Source organism: Faecalicatena sp. Marseille-Q4148, from assembly GCA_018228665.1.
In the GTDB taxonomy this organism is placed as follows: domain Bacteria; phylum Bacillota; class Clostridia; order Lachnospirales; family Lachnospiraceae; genus UBA9414.
Map to the genome: position 1 here is coordinate 1,572,162 of CP073692.1, position 17,779 is coordinate 1,589,940.

Genomic DNA, 17,779 nt, shown 5'->3' on the forward strand with positions numbered 1-17,779 from the left:
AAAGAAAAGACCAAAAGCAATAACATTTCTGCTTTTGGTCTTTTTTCATTCTATTATTTTTGAAACTGTATTCTAAAAATCACCGAAAGATTTCTTAGTTCAATACTAACTTAGCTGCTCCGCAGATTCCCGCATCATTTCCCAGTTTGGCAAGTGAGAAAATGACATGAGTATTTGCAAAGAAAGCTCTCTCTTTGAAATATTTCTCCACATAGGAAATAAGAATTTCTCCTGCTTTTGACACACCGCCGCCGATAACAATGACTGCCGGATCAGAGATCACTGCCAGATTCGCAAGCGCATAACCAAGATAGCGTCCGAATTCTTCTGCAACTTCCATTGCAACTGCATCTCCTTCTTTCACAGCATCAAAGATAGATTTTGCAGACAGCATGTCTTTCTCAAGAAGTGTCTTTCTCGTCTCATTTGCCAGTTTTCTCTTTGCAAGACGAACAATCCCTGTTGCAGATGCGTACTGTTCTAGACATCCGCGTCCGCCGCAGCCGCAGACTTCTGTCTCCTCATAATTTACACAGATATGCCCAATCTCACCGCCGGCTCCTGTAGAACCACTCAGAATCTTTCCATTAACGATTACACCGCCGCCAACACCTGTTCCAAGTGTTACCATGATCAGATTCTTATGTCCAAGTCCGCCGCCTTTCCACATCTCGCCTAATGCTGCCACATTGGCATCATTTCCAACAGCAACTGTGATACCGGTCAATTCTTCCAGTTCATGCTTCACATCTTTATAACCCCATCCAAGATTAGCAGTCTTCTGTACAATACCATTCTCAGAAACCGGCGCCGGAACTCCTACTCCGATTCCAAGAATGTTCTCCTGTGTCAGATGGTGATGTTCCATTTTCAGATTCAGAGATTCTGCGATATCCGGAAGAATTGCATGTCCCCCATTAGCTGTATTCGTCTTAATCTCCCACTTTTCTACCAGTTCGCCATCAAACTGGAATAATCCCATCTTTACTGTAGTTCCTCCAATGTCCACACCAAAACAATAGTTCATCTTCTTCTCTCCTATTTCTTTAATAAATTTTCCTGCACACGGCGATACAGTTCATGTGCTGCATTGTATCCCATCTGTTTCTGTCTGTGATTAACAGATGCAGATTCTACAATGATCGCAAGGTTACGTCCCGGTCGGATTGGGATAGAATGACATACAACCTTATTGCCCAGGAATTCTGTGTATTCTTCCTCCAGACCAAGCCGGTCATATTCCTTATCTCTGTTCCAGTCTTCCAGAGTAATTACAAGATCAATCGTCTGTGTTTCCTTCACACTCTGAACACCAAACAGCGTCTTCACATCCACAATACCGATTCCTCTCAGTTCAATGAAATGTCTTGTAATATCCGGAGCACGTCCCACAAGCGTTTCATCACTTACTTTTCGAATCTCAACGACATCGTCGGTTACAAGCCGATGCCCTCTCTTAATCAGCTCAAGAGCCGCCTCACTCTTACCGATACCGCTCTCTCCCATGATCAGTACCCCGACACCGTAAACATCTACAAGCACGCCATGAATAGAAATGCACGGCGCAAGCTCTACATTCAGCCATCGGATAATCTCTGCCATAAACGGAGATGTTGCCTTATCTGTCAGGAATACCGGAACATCGTATTCGACTGCCTTACGCAGCATGATCTCATCCGGCCGTAAATCTCTGCTGTAGATCAGACACGGAATCTTTCGTTCTAACAGCAGAGTATAGATCTCTTCTTTTCTCTCATCTGATATGCTCTGCAAATATGCATATTCCACATAACCAATGATCTGTACGCGGTCCGCATCAAAATGCTCAAAAAATCCCGTCAGCTGCAGCGCCGGACGGTTGATATCCGGCACTTCGATTTTACGTCCGGCAAGCGAAATATCCGGTGTAAGATTCTTTAATTTCATCTTTTCAACCAGTTTCTTCATTTCTACACTGCTCATATATTTCTTCCTTTCCTGAATCAACTCGCACTTTCAATTTATTATATCATTTGTGAAAAAAATTGTATACTTCATTTGCGGATTTTTCATTCATGGAAGGAAGCTCTTTCAGTTCTTCCACAGAAGCGCTGCGGATCGCATCCAGGTTCTGGAAATGTTTCATCAGATCTTTTCGCCTTGTCGGTCCGATTCCCGGAATATCATCCAGAACAGAATGAACCTGCTCTTTGCTTCTTAAATTCTTATGAAATTCAATAGCAAACCGATGCGCCTCATCCTGGATTCTTGTAATCAGCTTAAATCCTTCACTCGTTCGTTCGATTGGAATTTCCTCATTTTTGTAATACAGGCCTCTTGTTCTATGGAAGTCATCCTTGACCATTCCACAGACCGGAATCTGAAGATGAAGCGACTCCAGCACGCGCTCTGCCACATTTACCTGCCCCCGGCCTCCGTCCATAAGGATCAGATCCGGAAATGCATGAAAACTGCCGAGTTCCTTTCCTTCCTCCTGCTCTTTAAGGCCGTGAGAAAATCTTCTCGTCAACACTTCTTCCATACTTGCGTAATCATTTGGACCCTGCACGCTCTTAATCTTGAATTTGCGATAATCATTCCGTTTCGGTTTTCCTCTCTCATACACAACCATAGAACCAACAGAAGCAAATCCACTCGTATTGGAAATATCATAAGCTTCCATTCTCACGATTCCCTTCAATCCGAGAAGCGCTTCAATCTCTTTTACAGCGCCAATGGTTCTTCCTTCCTCCCGTTTGATTCGCTCTTTATCTTTTGTCAGAACCATAAGCGCATTCTTCCATGCAAGCTCCACCAGTTTTTCTTTCTCCCCCTTCTTCGGCACGGTAATACGCACCCGATGACCTCTGCGGCTTCCGAGCCACTCTTCCAAAAGTTCTGTTTCTTCCACCTCTGCCTGCAGCATCAGTTCTCCCGGAATATACGGTGTACCCGCATAGAATTGCTTAATAAAACTCTGCAGAATCTCTCCTCTTGATTCTTCGCTTCCGACCTTCAGATAAAAATGATCCCGACCGATCAGCCGGCCTCCCCGGATAAAAAATACTTGCACGATCGCATCTTCACCATCTTTTGCCAGCGCCAGAATATCCCTGTCCTCCTGACTGCTGTTCGTAATCTTCTGCTTCTGTGCAATCTGCGTCACACTCTTTATCAGCTCCCGGTATTCAATGGCCCTCTCAAATTCCATTTTCTCTGAAGCATCCTGCATTTTCGCTTCAAGTTCTTTCAAAATCCCATCATAACTGCCATTTAGAAACTTAATTGCCTCATCAATCGAGCGGCGGTAAGCTTCCTGAGAAATGTATCCCTGGCACGGCGCCTCACACTGTTTGATATGATAATTCAGACAAGGGCGTTCCTTCCCGATATCTCTTGGCAGATTCCGGCTGCAATTCCGCACTTTATACAGCTTCCGCAAAAGCTCAATTGTATCCTTTACCGCAGTATTACTCGTATACGGGCCAAAATATTTCGCCTTATCTTTCTTCATCTGACGCACAAGCATCATCCGCGGATACGGTTCATTCACTGTTACTTTAATAAATGGATACGTCTTATCATCCATCAACATGGTATTGTATTTCGGCCGATGCTCCTTAATCAGGTTGCATTCCAGTACAAGTGCCTCCAGTTCCGAATCCGTTACGATATATTCAAATCGCGTAATATGAGTCACCATCTGCTCAATCTTAACGCCTTTGTTCCGACTCGTCTGAAAATACTGGCGCACACGGTTTTTCAAACTAATGGCTTTCCCCACATAGATGATCTCATCCTTCTCATCATGCATCAAATACACTCCCGGTTTTGCCGGAAGTTTCTTCAATTCTTCTTCTATCTGAAACATTCTCATCATCCTTTTTCCATACTTCAATTATCACTGTTATCCTACCATGAACCTCATCATTTTCCAAGCAGTCCCATACGATAAAAAGAAAAAATTAAAAAAACTGGAAAATTATTTTGTTTTTCAAAAGATGTATGCTATAATATCGTAGGGAAATAATAAAGTATAAATAAATTACAGGGGAAATGAATTATGAATATGAATGAAGCTCGTGAAATAAAGCTGCGGCAAATGCGTGCCAAAAGACGGCGTGTTGTACGGCTCCAGAAGATGATTCTCTCAGCTTCGCTGGCTGTCATGGTATGTTTTGCCGGCGGAATGCATCTTCTTCTTAACAAAAGTACCGGCAGTTTCATCGCCCGACAGGCTGCTGACAAGAATCCAAAGACGGCTTCGTCTTCCATACAGATTCTTGGAAATGCCCACACAGAACTGGAAAAAGCGGCTTCCGTTGCACTTGCCAACAGCGGCATGAAAACTATCGCACACCGGGGATTCAGTTCAGCTGCTCCGGAAAACAGCCTCGCTGCTTTTGAACTGGCAGCACAAAGCGGCACCTGGGGGATTGAGACAGATGTATGGCGCACAAGTGACGGCGAATATGTCTGTATGCATGACGGAAGCATGGATCGCATGACGAATATGGGCGGCAATATTTCCGGTCTGACACTTAGTCAGATTTCCGGTGCAGTCATTGACCACGGTTCCGGAATTGACACTTATCCGAATCAGAAAGTCCCGACATTGCGGGAATATTTGGATCTGTGCAGCCAATACGGAATCAATGCTGTGCTTGACATTAAATTTTCTGATATATCTTATTTGGACGGTATGATTGAGATTGTCCGGGAGTGCAGTATGGAAGGCGCCAGCATCGCACTGACCAATCTTGATTTTATGAAACGCATCCGGGAACTGAGCAGCACCATGCAGGTACAGTATCTTGTGGACAATGCTACCGCAGAAGCCATTGACGCGGCTGCTGCCATTGAGCGAAGCGGAATCGCCGCTTCTTCTATCATACCTGAGTTAATCGATTACGCTCAGGAAAAAGGACTCATGATCAATGTCTGGACGTACAATTCGCCGGAAGACAAGGCGCGTTGGAAAGAATTGAATGTAGACTATCTGACAACTGATACGGTGGCGTAAATTTAAAATATTATATTATGAAAACAGCAACGCCGAAAAGATTAGGAACTGAACAGTTTCTCTTCTTTCCGGCGTTGCTGTTTATAGATTAGCAGTATGCGTTTACAATTTTTTGTTTTAAATACTTCCATTCATATAATATAGTTTTCTATATAATTCAGACTCGTCTAATAGTGTTTTATGCGTACCGCTGTTTTCTATTTTACCGTCTTGGAATACAAGCACTCTATCACATTCCTCAACAATCTCCTCTAACTTATGTGTTGTAATAATGATTGTATCATTTTTATACGCTTTTAAAATATTTTTGAATACATACGTTGACGTAATTGTGTCCAATGCTGAAAATGCTTCATCCAAAATCAAAATTGGTCTATGCATCAAAAAAACACGTGCTAACATCAATCTTTGTTTTTCTCCACCTGAAAGATTTTCTCCATTCTCACTTAAAACAGTATCTAACCCACTTGATAACTTGTCAACCATTTGTTTTAACCCGACTTCTTCTAAAGCATCATAGATTTCCTCATCCGTTATCTGCTCATCAAATAATTTTAAATTATCCCGTATCGTTCCGGCAAAAATTCCGGTATCCTGAAACACCATTTGAATCAGCTCCCGCAAATTTGTAATTGATAATTCCATCAAATCCTTACCATCGATAAATACCTGATTTTTATTAATCTCATAAAATCCTGCTAGAATATCATATAATGTGCTTTTTCCGGAGCCTGAAATCCCTACAAGAGCAATGTGTTCTCCTTTTGTGATTTTTCCCGATATATTATGCAATACTTCTTTATTTTGATAGGAAAAAGTTAAATTTTTAATTAGAATTTCTTTTTCATAACGAATTTGTTGTTCTTTTGCCGCTCTAGGATTTTCTTCCTTTTCTTCCAGAATCTGCGAGATCTGATTCACTCCGACAGATACTTGCTGAAATTGCTGATAAAAGTCAAAAAAATTTAACATCGGATCAATCAGAATTCCATTATACATCATTAATGCCGATAAACCACCGATGGATAACTCATTATTTTTCACTTGAACACAGCCATAAATCATAATAAATGCAATTAATAGCATAAATAAAGCAGAATACAAGCGATCAATTAACATCGTATATTTATTCAGCTTCAAAGACTCTTTTGCCAACGCTGTACTCGAATCTTCTACCTTTCCGAAATATGCCTTTTCTTTTTTTAAAAGCTTTAACACTTTAATATTTTTAATTCCTTCTTGAAAATCATTCCATAACTGTTCTTTGCAGTCTCTTTGCTTTTTTGTCAAATTTCGTATTGGAGTACCGCTTTGCAATGACAAAAAAATCAACAAAACTCCTATCGGAATCATCCATAAAGCAACAGCAACACTAATCGAAGAAATGAAATAAAATCCAAGTATAAATTGAAACACATTTAACGTTAAAAATATGATTGGAGTCAGTACCCCTTCAACTGTAATCTCACTGTCTTGGATCAGCCTAAGCATAATATCCCCTGAATTATTCTTTTCAAAATATCCCAGCGGCAAACGTAAAATCTTTTCATACAATTCCATTCGTATATTATGCCCTATACCTGTTTCCAGTTTTGCAGTTAGTCTATTAACTGCACCACCCAAAATAACCCAGACCACTTGAGTTAAAAAATAAATTCCTCCTAACGCCAAAACACATGTTATCGTAAAATTTTCTTCTACCGTATCGATTAACTTCTCAATAATTTTTAGTGGAAATGTCCCAAAGAAACTATTTAGAATTAAAAGCAAAACCAGTACAATGACTTTTCTTTTATGTAATGTAACGTATTTTAACATTACTTTATAACCATTTTTCATAGTAAAACTCCTCCTCATGCCTCTTTACTTCTTAATTTTCACATGAAAACCAAATATGGATGCCAAACCATCCTTCCTTCATTTCCGCCTGGATCTCTCCGTTCATTTTTTCTACAAAGCCTTTCGCGATAGACAAACCTCTTCCACAACTAAGATTTCATGTGACATCGTTTCTTCCCCCTGTGTTCCTGTTCACGTTCTACTATCAATACAGATTAAGAATATTACGTTTTTTGTACAAATGCAATAAAAAGCAGCCGGAAATTCTGAAAACCAAAACATCCGACTGCTATTGATCCTATCTTCTTATTTCTCTGCTTCGCTATCTGCCTCTGCAACAGCATCTTCTTCCGGCTGTGCTGTCACATTCTCTTTCATGACAATCCGTTCCTGTTTCTTTGATGCTGTCTGTTCCGGATCGATTCCCTGCACTTCCCGCAGGATCTCCATAAACTCTTTTCCTGTGATCGTTTCTTTCTCAATCAGAAATGCTGCAATCTTATCAAGGGCATCTCGGTTCTCCTGAAGGATTCTCTTTGCCTCTTCATAAGCGTCTTTCAGCATCTTCATGACTTCTTTATCGATTTCCGCTGCAGTCTCCGGTCCACAGTTCTGTACCGGTCGTCCGTCCAAATAACGGCTCTGTACAGATTCCAGACCAATCAGACCGAATTTCTCAGACATACCATACTGAGTAATCATAGCTCTTGCAACCTTTGTCGCCTGCTCAATATCATTGGAAGCTCCTGTTGTTACTGTATTAAATACAATCTCCTCCGCAGCTCTTCCGGCAAGCATTCCTACAAGCATTGCTTCCAGTTCCTTCTTTGTATTAAGAAACTTCTCTTCTTCCGGTGTCTGCATCACATATCCGAGGGCTCCCATTGTACGCGGTACAATCGTAATTTTCTGAACCGGTTCTGCGTCTTTCTGGAGCGCGCTTACAAGCGCATGTCCTACTTCATGGTAAGAAACAATCTGTCGTTCCTCACTGCTCATAATCCGGTCTTTCTTTTCTTTTCCTACAAGAACCACTTCTACTGCCTCAAACAGATCTGACTGTGACACAACTCCTCTGCCATGCTTTACAGCAGTGATCGCAGCTTCATTGATCATATTTGCCAAATCGGATCCTACCGCTCCTGAAGTCGCCAGTGCGATCGCCTCAAGATCAACAGATTCATCCATCTTCACATCTTTGGCATGTACTTTCAAAATATCAATACGACCTTTCAGATCCGGTTTATCTACAATAATTCTCCGGTCAAACCGTCCCGGACGAAGCAGCGCCGGATCTAAGATTTCCGGACGGTTCGTTGCGCCAAGAAGCAATAACCCTTTGCTCGTATCAAACCCATCCATTTCCGCCAGAAGCTGATTTAACGTCTGCTCCCGCTCATCATTGCCGCCCATTGCACTGTCACGGCTCTTTCCGATCGCATCGATCTCATCAATAAAAATAATACATGGCGCCATAGACTGTGCCTGTTTAAAAAGATCCCGCACACGGGATGCTCCCACACCTACATACATTTCTACAAAAGCAGAACCGGATAATGAGAAAAACGGAACCTTCGCTTCTCCCGCAACCGCTTTTGCCAACAGCGTCTTACCTGTTCCGGGCGGTCCTACAAGGAGAGCTCCCTTCGGAAGTTTTGCTCCAATTCCAGTATATTTCCCCGGATTATGAAGAAAATCTACAACTTCCTGAAGCGACTCCTTCGCCTCATCTTCTCCGGCAACATCTTTAAATGTCACTCCGGTTTCCTTCTCGACATACATTTTTGCATTGCTTTTTCCAATGCCCATCATTCCTCCGCCCTTTGACATACGCTTCATAACAAAACTCAGCATGGCAAAGATCATAACAAACGGAAGGATTACACTCAGGAAAATATTCAACAGGATTGCACTTGTAGAATCCGGTACTTTCTGTCCAAATTCGACCCCTGCATCATAGAGACGCTGTGACAGCGTTTCGTCCTTCACAACACCTGTATAATATGTTGTTTTTAACCCCAGAAGATTGTTCTTTTCTTCCTTATCTTCTTTTAATGTAATCTCCAGTCGGTCCGTGTCAATCGTAACTTTCTCTACCTTTTTCTCTTCTACCAGCTTCAGAAACTTACTGTATGTAATCTCTGTGTACTGACTGTCCTGGCGCATCTGATATAACCCAAGAACAAGGAAAGCGGTAATCAATGTCGTCAGGATTATAATCATCATCCCCTGACGCCCATTCTTATGATTCTTATCGTCTTTGTTGTTATTTGAATTTTCCATTTACTTCCTCCTACATACTATCTCTTTTATTATAAATATCCTCCTATTATAAATCAATATGAAGAATGTGAAATTTTTGTGGTATTTTTTTTAAGATAATACTAGCAATCTCATTCTATCTTGTAGTATACTGTTTTTATTAATGTTTTAATCAACTATTATTTTATTTATAAAAGGAAAGTGTTTTTATGCGTATTGGATTTGATAATGAAAAATACCTGCAAATGCAATCCTCTCATATCAGAGAGCGGATTGATCAATTTGATAACAAGCTTTATCTCGAATTCGGCGGAAAACTCTTTGATGACTTCCACGCATCCCGTGTTCTTCCGGGTTTTGCCCCAGACAGCAAGCTGCGTATGCTGATGCAGCTTTCAGATCAGGCCGAAATCGTCATTGTAATCAGTGCCGGTGACATTGAGAAGAATAAAGTTCGCGGCGATCTTGGAATCACATATGATTTGGATGTGCTTCGCCTGATTGATGAATTCAAAGACAAAGGCTTGTATGTTGGAAGTGTTGTAATTACACAGTACAGTGGTCAGGCAAGTGCAGATCTCTTTAAATCCCGCCTTGAGAAGTTGGGTATCCGTGTTTATCTTCATTATATTATTGAAGGTTATCCGTCTAATATTCCGCTTATCGTCAGTGATAATGGCTATGGTAAGAATGATTATATTGAAACAACCCGTCCGCTTGTAATCATTACAGCTCCGGGACCTGGAAGCGGCAAAATGGCGACCTGTCTCTCTCAGCTTTACCACGAACATAAGAGAGGCATCCGTGCCGGTTATGCCAAGTTCGAGACATTCCCAATCTGGAATATTCCTTTGAAACATCCGGTAAATCTGGCTTATGAAGCGGCAACTGCTGATTTGAATGATGTCAATATGATTGACCCGTTCCACCTGGAAGCATATGGCGTGACAACTGTCAACTATAACCGTGATGTTGAGATTTTCCCTGTTCTGACAGCAATCTTTGAACAGATTTATGGCTCCAGTCCATACAAATCTCCTACAGATATGGGAGTAAATATGGTCGGCAACTGCATCATTGACGATGAAGCATGCCGCGAAGCCTCCTGTCAGGAGATCATTCGCCGTTACTACGATGCACTGAATGGTCTATTGCTTGGCACACGCCAGGAGCAGGAAGCATATAAGATTGAATTATTGATGAAACAGGCACATACAAGCACAACAGACCGCTCTGTTGTGAAAGTAGCTCTTCAGCGTGCAGAAGAAACCGGCGCACCTGCTGCCGCACTGGAACTTCCGGACGGCACGATGATCACTGGAAAGACAAGCAATCTTCTCGGCGCTTCTGCTGCTCTTTTATTAAATGCACTCAAGGCTCTCGGGCATATTGATCACAAATTACATCTCATTTCCCCGGAAGCTATCGAGCCAATCCAGCGTCTGAAAGTCAACTATCTCGGAAGCCGCAATCCGCGTCTTCATATGGACGAGGTAATGATTGCACTTTCCATCAGCGCTGCAACCAATCCTGTTGCCAGTCTTGCACTGGAACAGCTTCCAAAGCTGAAAGGATGCCAGGCACATACTTCTGTCATGCTCTCAGAAGTTGATATCAAACAGTTTAAAAAACTTGGCATTCAACTGACAAGCGAAGCCAAATACGAACAAAAGAAGCTTTATCACTAATGGAGGAAAACCATGAAAAATGATGGTCTGATGATTTATTTCTGCGGAGAAGAACAGTGCGAATCGGGTATTTCTACCGGTCCGTCAGTACATCCTCACTATATTCTTCATGTCGTTTTATCCGGAAAAGGTATTATCCAGAAGGGCGCAGATATTTATCATCTGGAGCAGGGAGATATTTTCCTCACTTGTCCGGAAGAACTTACTTATTACGAAGCCGACATATATGAGCCCTGGCATTATGCCTGGGTTGCATTTGGCGGTCAACAGGTTCGAAAACTTCTGCCAAATACTTATTTCATTGAGAATCCTCGCTTTTCCGTAACAGAAGAGCTTGCATCTTATTTTTTCCATATCCGGCAGATTTTAAGTGCATTCCGTTCCAGAGACTGTCAGCAGCTTTCTATGGTCGGCAATCTTCTCTCCCTTCTTTCTCCGGCAATTAAGCGCGCCAAAGAAGAGCCGCTTCCAACAAAAGAAGGGTATGTGGAACTTGCCAAAGAATATATGCGGAATAATTACAGCTATGATGTGCGCATCCATGAAGTTGCCGACTATCTTCAGATTGACCGGAGTTACCTTTACCGTCTGTTTATGGAACTGGAAGGTATTTCTCCAAGACAGTATCTTGTCCGCTACCGTCTCGAACTGGCAAAAGCTATGTTAGAGAGCGGCAAATACCGTGTCCGGGAAATCTGTTATTCCTGCGGTTTCAGTGATATCCCATCCTTTGAGACTTATTTTCGGGAGCAGGAAGAAATTTCTCCGGAAGAATATATGTGGACACATAAGCACTAATTAAAAAAATATTTTATGACAAAAAGAAACAGCACAGCATTCATAACAAATGCTGCGCTGTTTTTGCATGTTTATGCCGTTGCCTGCTCAAACTGGGAGTTATAAAGTTCCGCATAGAAGCCTCCCTGCTTCAGTAATTCTTCGTGATTTCCCTGTTCTACAATATCTCCGTCTTTCATAACAAGGATCAGATCTGCATCCCGGATCGTAGAAAGGCGATGCGCGATCACAAAACTCGTCCTTCCTTTCATCAGATTGTCCATCGCTTTCTGAATCCTCTCTTCTGTTCGCGTATCAACAGAGCTGGTCGCCTCATCAAGAATCAAAATCTTCGGATCTGCTAAGATTGCTCTCGCAATCGTCAGCAGCTGCTTCTGCCCCTGAGATACATTCGTAGCTTCCTCATTCAGCTCCATATCATATCCACCCGGAAGTGTCTGAATAAATCTGTGTGCATAAGCCGCCTTTGCTGCCTCTTCGACTTCTTCATCTGTAGCATCCAATCTTCCATAGCGGATATTCTCCTTAATGCTGCCGTGGAAAAGCCATGTATCCTGGAGGACCATTCCAAACATCTGACGCAATTCACTTCGATTAAAATCTTTCAGATTATGTCCATCCACAAGAATTGCACCACTATTGACATCATAAAACCTCATCAGCAATTTAATCATCGTTGTCTTTCCTGCACCGGTCGGACCAACAATGGCAATTTTCTGCCCTTCTTTTACTTCAGCCGAAAAATCATTGATGATAATCTTATTCGGCTGATATCCAAAATGTACATGATCGAATGTGACATTTCCTTTCAGCCCTTCTACAGAAACCGGGTGTTCCACCGTCTGATCTTCTTCTGCCTCATTCAGAAATTCAAACACTCGCTCCGAAGCAGCTGCCGTTGACTGCAGCATATTCGCCACCTGAGCTACCTGTTGGATTGGCTGCGTAAAGTTTCTCACATATTGAATAAAGGACTGAATATCTCCGACTTCGATTGTCTTCTTAATTGCCAGATATCCTCCTAGAATCGATACTGCCACATACCCAAGATTTCCCACAAACTGCATGATCGGCATCATCATTCCGGAGAAAAACTGAGATTTCCAGGCGCTTTCATAGAGAATATCATTATTTCTCGCAAATTCTTCTGTTACTTCATTCTCTTTGTTGAATGCCTTTACAATCGTATGTCCACTATACACTTCTTCTACCTGCCCGTTCACATGCCCCAGATATTCCTGTTGATCCCGGAAATATTTCTGAGAATGTTTTACAATCATTGATACTAAGAGCATTGATACCGGAAGGATCAAAAGTGCAACTACCGTCATCAGCGGACTGATACTGAGCATCATCGCGAGCACACCGATCAGCATTGTAATAGATGTGATCAGCTGTGTCGCACTCTGATTCAGACTTTGGCTAAGTGTATCAACATCATTTGTGACTCGTGAAAGTACCTCCCCATGAGTTGTCGTATCAAAGTAATTCATCGGCATTCTCTGAATCTTCTCAGAAATTTCTCTACGCATTTTATAGGAAAGTTTCTGTGTCACTCCCGTCATAAGATAGCCCTGAATCAGAGAAAATAATGCACTGACAAGATAAAGTCCCAGCAAGAAAAGTAAAATCTGTCCAATCTTTGAAAAATCAATCCCGCTTCCTCCGGAAACTTTGCCGACAAGCCCGTTGAAGATTTCCGTCGTTGCTTTTCCGAGGATTTTCGGTCCGACAATATTAAATACCGTACTTCCAACAGCAAAGACAATTACAAAGAAAATTGCAAGTCGAAATTCTTTGATATATCCCATAAGATTTTTCATTGTTCCTTTAAAGTCTTTTGCTTTCTCTCCTGCCATCATTCCTCCATGGCCATGGTCGTGCCCCATACCGCCTCTTTTCGGAGTTCTATGTTCTGACTTGCCCATTATGCTTCCTCCTTTCCACTGTTCAGATCACGTTCCAGCTCTTTTTCGGAGAGCTGAGATGCCGCAATCTGGCGATACACCTCACAATGCTTCAGCAGTTCTTTATGCGTTCCGATTCCCGCAACATTTCCTTCATCCAGCACCACAATCTGTTCTGCATGAAGAATCGTGCTGATCCGCTGTGCCACAATCAATACGGTACTGTCTTTCGTATGTTTCTTTAGCTCTTTTCGCAGCGTCACGTCTGTTTTATAGTCAAGCGCCGAAAAACTGTCGTCAAAAATAAAGATATCCGGTTGTTTCGCAATTGCCCTCGCAATAGAAAGTCTCTGCTTCTGTCCTCCGGATACATTTGCCCCGCCCTGAGCGATATGGCTGTCATACCCTTCTTTCTTTTGATCAATAAATTCTGCTGCCTGTGCAATCTCAGCCGCTGTCTGCATTTCTTCTGCACTGCCTTTTGGTCTTCCATACAAAATATTCGACTTAATTGTTCCCGAAAACAGCACTCCCTTCTGCGGTACATAACCGATTCGCTCGCGCAGATCATGCTGCGTGACATTTTTAATATCTTTTCCGTCAATCGTAATCCGCCCTTCGGTCACATCATAAAATCGCGGAATCAGATTGATCAGTGTAGATTTACCGCTTCCCGTACTTCCGATAAATGCTGTCGTTTCACCTGGTTTTGCCGTAAATGTAATATCGTGAAGCACGTCTTCTCCGGCTCCCGGATATCGGAACGATACATGATCAAATACAACTGTTCCCTTTGCATTTTCTCCAAATTTCTCCGGCTGTTTCGGATCTTGCACAAGTGTTTCGCTTGTCAGAATCTCATTTACCCTCGTTGCCGAAACTGCTGCCCGCGGAAGCATCACGGAGATCATACAGATCATTAAAAATGCCATAATAATCTGCATTGTATACTGAATAAACGCCATCATGTCTCCAACCTGCATTGCACCGCTGTCAATTCCATGAGCGCCCGTCCAGACGATCAGAACAGAAATTCCATTCATGATCAGCATCATAACCGGCATCATAAAGGTCATAGCGCGATTTACAAACAGTTGTGTCTTCATAAGATCACGGTTAGATTGATCAAAACGTTTCTCTTCATATTTTTCTGTACTAAATGCACGGATGACCGGAAGTCCCGTCAGGATTTCTCTTGTCACAAGATTCAGGCGATCTACAAGCGACTGCAGAACTTTGAATTTCGGCATTACAATTGTAAAGAGCAATATCACTACAATTAAAATCAATATCACTGCAACCGCAAGAATCCATGACATATCCACATTTGTCTGAAATACTTTGTATACACCGCCGATTCCAATAATCGGAGCATATAACACCATACGAAACAGCATGACCGTCAGCATCTGTATCTGCTGAATATCATTTGTACTTCGTGTAATGAGGGATGCTGTCGAGAACTTATCAAACTCTCCGCTGGAAAAGCTGACTACCTTCTGGAAAACCTGATTTCTCAAATCCCGACCGACTGCCGCCGCAACTTTTGATGCTAAGAATCCAACAACGATACTGGCTGTCATTCCTAAAAATGCCAGCGCAAGCATTTTCCCACCGGTCCGCAAAATATAACTGTTCTGCAGTTTTTCTGTGTCTACACCAAGATTTTCGTAGACTGTCTTCACATAAATGGTCGCTGCCTGTTCTGTCATTGTTTCCGGTATGTCTTTCATCTTTTCTTCTGCCTGAACCCGGATTTGTTCAACAGCTGCCTGCCGCTGCTCTTCCGGCATGGTTAAAAGCTGATCCAACATTCCTTTCGTATCTTCTTTCAGTGACATAGATTCTGCCAAAAGCATTGCATCGTTCATCTGCTCAGACAGCTTTTCCATCGCTTTCTCATCATCCAACACGATATCCTTTAAAATATAGGCATCTGTCTTATACGTTGTATTGTCTTCCTCATAAGACTTCATTACCGCATCCTTTTCTTCTTCTGCTAAAAACAGACTTACTTTTTCCATATCTGTTTTACTGATCTGCTTCGGGATCGTTGTATCAATTCCCCCTTGCTGGATTCCCACATTCACAATGTCGGAAGTATATCCCGGAAGCGAGAGATCACAGTACGCCTGCGCCGCAAGAACAACAATAATCACAATCGCTGAAACAGTATAGGCCTTTAAATATTTAAGTAAATGTTTCATTTTTTACTGCCTCCAAATCTTTCTCATTTTCAAAAAAATTATCCCGGATCTGCATCAAAAATCTTCGAAGCAGCAACACTTCTTCTCTGCTTAATCCCCGATACATGATCTGCTCCATTTCTTTCATCGTCTCACGGATTTTCTCCACACATGCAGTACCTTTCTCAGTATTTTGCAGTCGGAGCACTCTCTGATCTTCCTGATCCGGTGTTCGCACAATGTATCCTAACTTCTCCATTTTCTTCAATCCGGAAGTAATCGTCGGTGGTTTTACGCTTAACAGATCTGCCAGTTCCCGCTGGGAAATATTACTGTGCTCTTCCAGTACAAACAGGATCCCTGCCTGTCCTCGTTTTAAATCATATTTCTCCAGCAAACGCTCTGCCCGATAAGTTGTCAGATGGAGAATCTGATAGACAAGCATCTGCACCGGAATATTTTCTCTTCGGCATCTCACATTTATTTCCTCCCTTCATTTCCTTTCTTTCTCTTATATCTATAAATCTATATTAGTTAGATATCTAACGATATATTATGCTTATCCCCCATATATGTCAAGAAAACAAACCCTTTTTTCACTATTTTCTAATAATTTTTTACAGTTTTTTAATTAAATATCTAACTATTTTATTCTTATGTAAACTGTCCTGTCGCTCTTACCGAGTCCTCACACAAAAATGGATCAGAAAGTTTCATTTCCTTCTGATCCATTCCCTGTAAGTCTTTATGTAACGTCTTCTTCTTTCTTTCCGTGCTTCTTTCTATATTTCACACATTCTGTCAGAAGATATTCTATCTGCCCGTTAATCGAACGAAAATCATCTTCTGCCCACTGGGCAAGTTCATTCCAAAGCGCTGCATTCAATCGAAGTGGAACTTGTTTCTTAGCTTTTTCCTTAGCTTTCTTTTCTTCTGTTTCCATTGTCCGTTCCACCTTCTTTCATAATATTTCTAGTACAGCGAACCACTGTTTACAATCGGCTGTGCATCTTTATTTCCGCACAAAACAACAAGAAGGTTGCTTACCATTGCGGCTTTTCTCTCTTCGTCCAACTCTACTACTTCCTTTTCACTCAGACGTTCCAACGCCATCTCTACCATACCGACTGCGCCTTCCACAATCTTCTGTCTCGCATCGATGATTGCTGCTGCCTGCTGTCTCTGGAGCATTGCGGAAGCAATCTCCGGTGCATATGCAAGATGTGTGATTCTAACTTCCTGAATCTGGATTCCTGCCTCTTCTACCTTTTTCTGAAGCTCCTTACACATGATATCTGCAATCTCCTGGCTGCTTCCGCGCAGTGACTTCTCATCTCCGCCGGCACTTGTATCATACGGATAGCAGCGTGCTGTATTCCGAATAATCGCATCGCACTGAATAGACAGATAATTCTTATAATTCTCCACATTGATCATCGCTTTCGTCGGATCAATTACTTTCCAGATTACAACTGCACCAATCTCCACCGGATTGCCGAGTTCATCATTTACTTTCTGTTTCTCATTATTTAATGTCATCGTCTTTAGTGAAACCTTCTTATCACTGATTCCCCACTCTGACTTTCCTGAAGAACCTTTTGCCGTCATAACCGGCATTCCGTTTCTTGTACTTGGATTAATCGCAGTGCAAAATGGATTTACCCAAAAGAATCCTTCTTTTTTAATTGTACCATAATATTTACCAAAAAGGGCAAATACGATTGCTTCATTTGGATTAAGAATTTTTAATCCTGCCATCGCAATTACAGCTCCTGTAAAAACAATCGCACCAATCACTTCACTAACTGCAAGAACTGCATTACCAATCGTTCCTCTTCCATAGAGAATTCCGCCTCCGACCATAATCACTATCGCTATTACCATAACAAGAATCCATATGCTCAGCATTACCATTCCGCTCTTCGGATGCAGTAACTTCTCCTCTACTCTTTTTTCTTCCCCTTTCATATCAGGCACCTCCTCACAATAGATATTTATATGATATTATTTTGATATCATCATAATACCTCCACATTTAATGTTTGTCAAGATTCCCGAAAAAAAATATTACAAAAAAACACTGCTTTATAGAATCTT

General features: G+C 41.9%; 13 protein-coding genes. 3 read left to right on the forward strand and 10 right to left on the reverse strand.

Annotation, left to right across the window (positions count from 1 at the left end; genetic code table 11):
• Positions 1-94: 94 nt before the first annotated feature.
• From KFE17_07405 to uvrC, 3 genes are read right to left on the reverse strand one after another with little or no spacing between them, the layout of a single operon-like run.
• Positions 95-1,027: an ROK family glucokinase gene (locus KFE17_07405; protein QUO33538.1), complete on the reverse strand. Its 933-nt coding sequence runs from the start codon at positions 1,025-1,027 to the stop codon at positions 95-97.
• An 11-nt stretch (positions 1,028-1,038) separates the two neighbouring features.
• Positions 1,039-1,962, reverse strand: coding sequence for an HPr(Ser) kinase/phosphatase (hprK, locus tag KFE17_07410; protein QUO33539.1), 924 nt, complete (start codon positions 1,960-1,962; stop codon positions 1,039-1,041).
• Between the two features lie 46 nt (positions 1,963-2,008).
• Positions 2,009-3,850, reverse strand: coding sequence for an excinuclease ABC subunit UvrC (uvrC, locus tag KFE17_07415; protein ID QUO33540.1), 1,842 nt, complete (start codon positions 3,848-3,850; stop codon positions 2,009-2,011).
• Positions 3,851-4,042: 192 nt separating this feature from the next.
• Between uvrC and KFE17_07420 the strand changes: the two genes are divergently transcribed.
• The gene (locus KFE17_07420) at positions 4,043-5,002 is read left to right on the forward strand and encodes a hypothetical protein (protein QUO33541.1); all 960 of its coding nucleotides are present in this window, start codon (positions 4,043-4,045) and stop codon (positions 5,000-5,002) included.
• Between the two features lie 117 nt (positions 5,003-5,119).
• Here KFE17_07420 and KFE17_07425 read toward each other — a convergent pair whose 3' ends face one another.
• Together KFE17_07425 and ftsH are read right to left on the reverse strand one after the other, a co-directional pair.
• Positions 5,120-6,841 (reverse strand): ABC transporter ATP-binding protein, encoded by a 1,722-nt coding sequence (locus KFE17_07425; GenBank protein QUO33542.1) that lies wholly within the window; start codon positions 6,839-6,841, stop codon positions 5,120-5,122.
• Between the two features lie 306 nt (positions 6,842-7,147).
• On the reverse strand, positions 7,148-9,124 hold the full coding sequence (gene ftsH / locus KFE17_07430) for an ATP-dependent zinc metalloprotease FtsH (GenBank protein ID QUO33543.1): 1,977 nt from the start codon (positions 9,122-9,124) through the stop codon (positions 7,148-7,150).
• A 188-nt stretch (positions 9,125-9,312) separates the two neighbouring features.
• Between ftsH and KFE17_07435 the strand changes: the two genes are divergently transcribed.
• Together KFE17_07435 and KFE17_07440 are read left to right on the forward strand one after the other, a co-directional pair.
• Positions 9,313-10,791, forward strand: a complete 1,479-nt coding sequence (locus tag KFE17_07435; GenBank protein ID QUO33544.1) for a DUF1846 domain-containing protein — start codon at positions 9,313-9,315, stop codon at positions 10,789-10,791.
• Between the two features lie 12 nt (positions 10,792-10,803).
• Positions 10,804-11,589, forward strand: coding sequence for an AraC family transcriptional regulator (locus KFE17_07440; GenBank protein ID QUO33545.1), 786 nt, complete (start codon positions 10,804-10,806; stop codon positions 11,587-11,589).
• Positions 11,590-11,660: 71 nt separating this feature from the next.
• Here KFE17_07440 and KFE17_07445 read toward each other — a convergent pair whose 3' ends face one another.
• The 5 genes from KFE17_07445 to KFE17_07465 form a co-directional block, all read right to left on the reverse strand.
• Complete coding sequence (locus KFE17_07445) at positions 11,661-13,517, reverse strand: ABC transporter ATP-binding protein (protein ID QUO33546.1); 1,857 nt, start codon at positions 13,515-13,517, stop codon at positions 11,661-11,663.
• Complete coding sequence (locus tag KFE17_07450; protein QUO33547.1) at positions 13,517-15,703, reverse strand: ABC transporter ATP-binding protein; 2,187 nt, start codon at positions 15,701-15,703, stop codon at positions 13,517-13,519. The genes KFE17_07445 and KFE17_07450 overlap by 1 nt, the downstream gene beginning before the upstream one ends.
• A complete protein-coding gene (locus tag KFE17_07455; protein QUO33660.1) occupies positions 15,687-16,127 on the reverse strand; it encodes a MarR family transcriptional regulator in 441 nt (146 codons plus the stop codon). The genes KFE17_07450 and KFE17_07455 overlap by 17 nt, the downstream gene beginning before the upstream one ends.
• Positions 16,128-16,427: 300 nt before the next feature.
• Positions 16,428-16,625, reverse strand: a complete 198-nt coding sequence (locus tag KFE17_07460) for an Arc family DNA-binding protein (GenBank protein QUO33548.1) — start codon at positions 16,623-16,625, stop codon at positions 16,428-16,430.
• A 29-nt stretch (positions 16,626-16,654) separates the two neighbouring features.
• Positions 16,655-17,650 carry an SPFH domain-containing protein gene (locus tag KFE17_07465; protein QUO33549.1) on the reverse strand — a complete coding sequence of 332 codons (996 nt, stop codon included), beginning with the start codon at positions 17,648-17,650 and terminating at the stop codon, positions 16,655-16,657.
• Between the last annotated feature and the right edge of the window lie 129 nt (positions 17,651-17,779).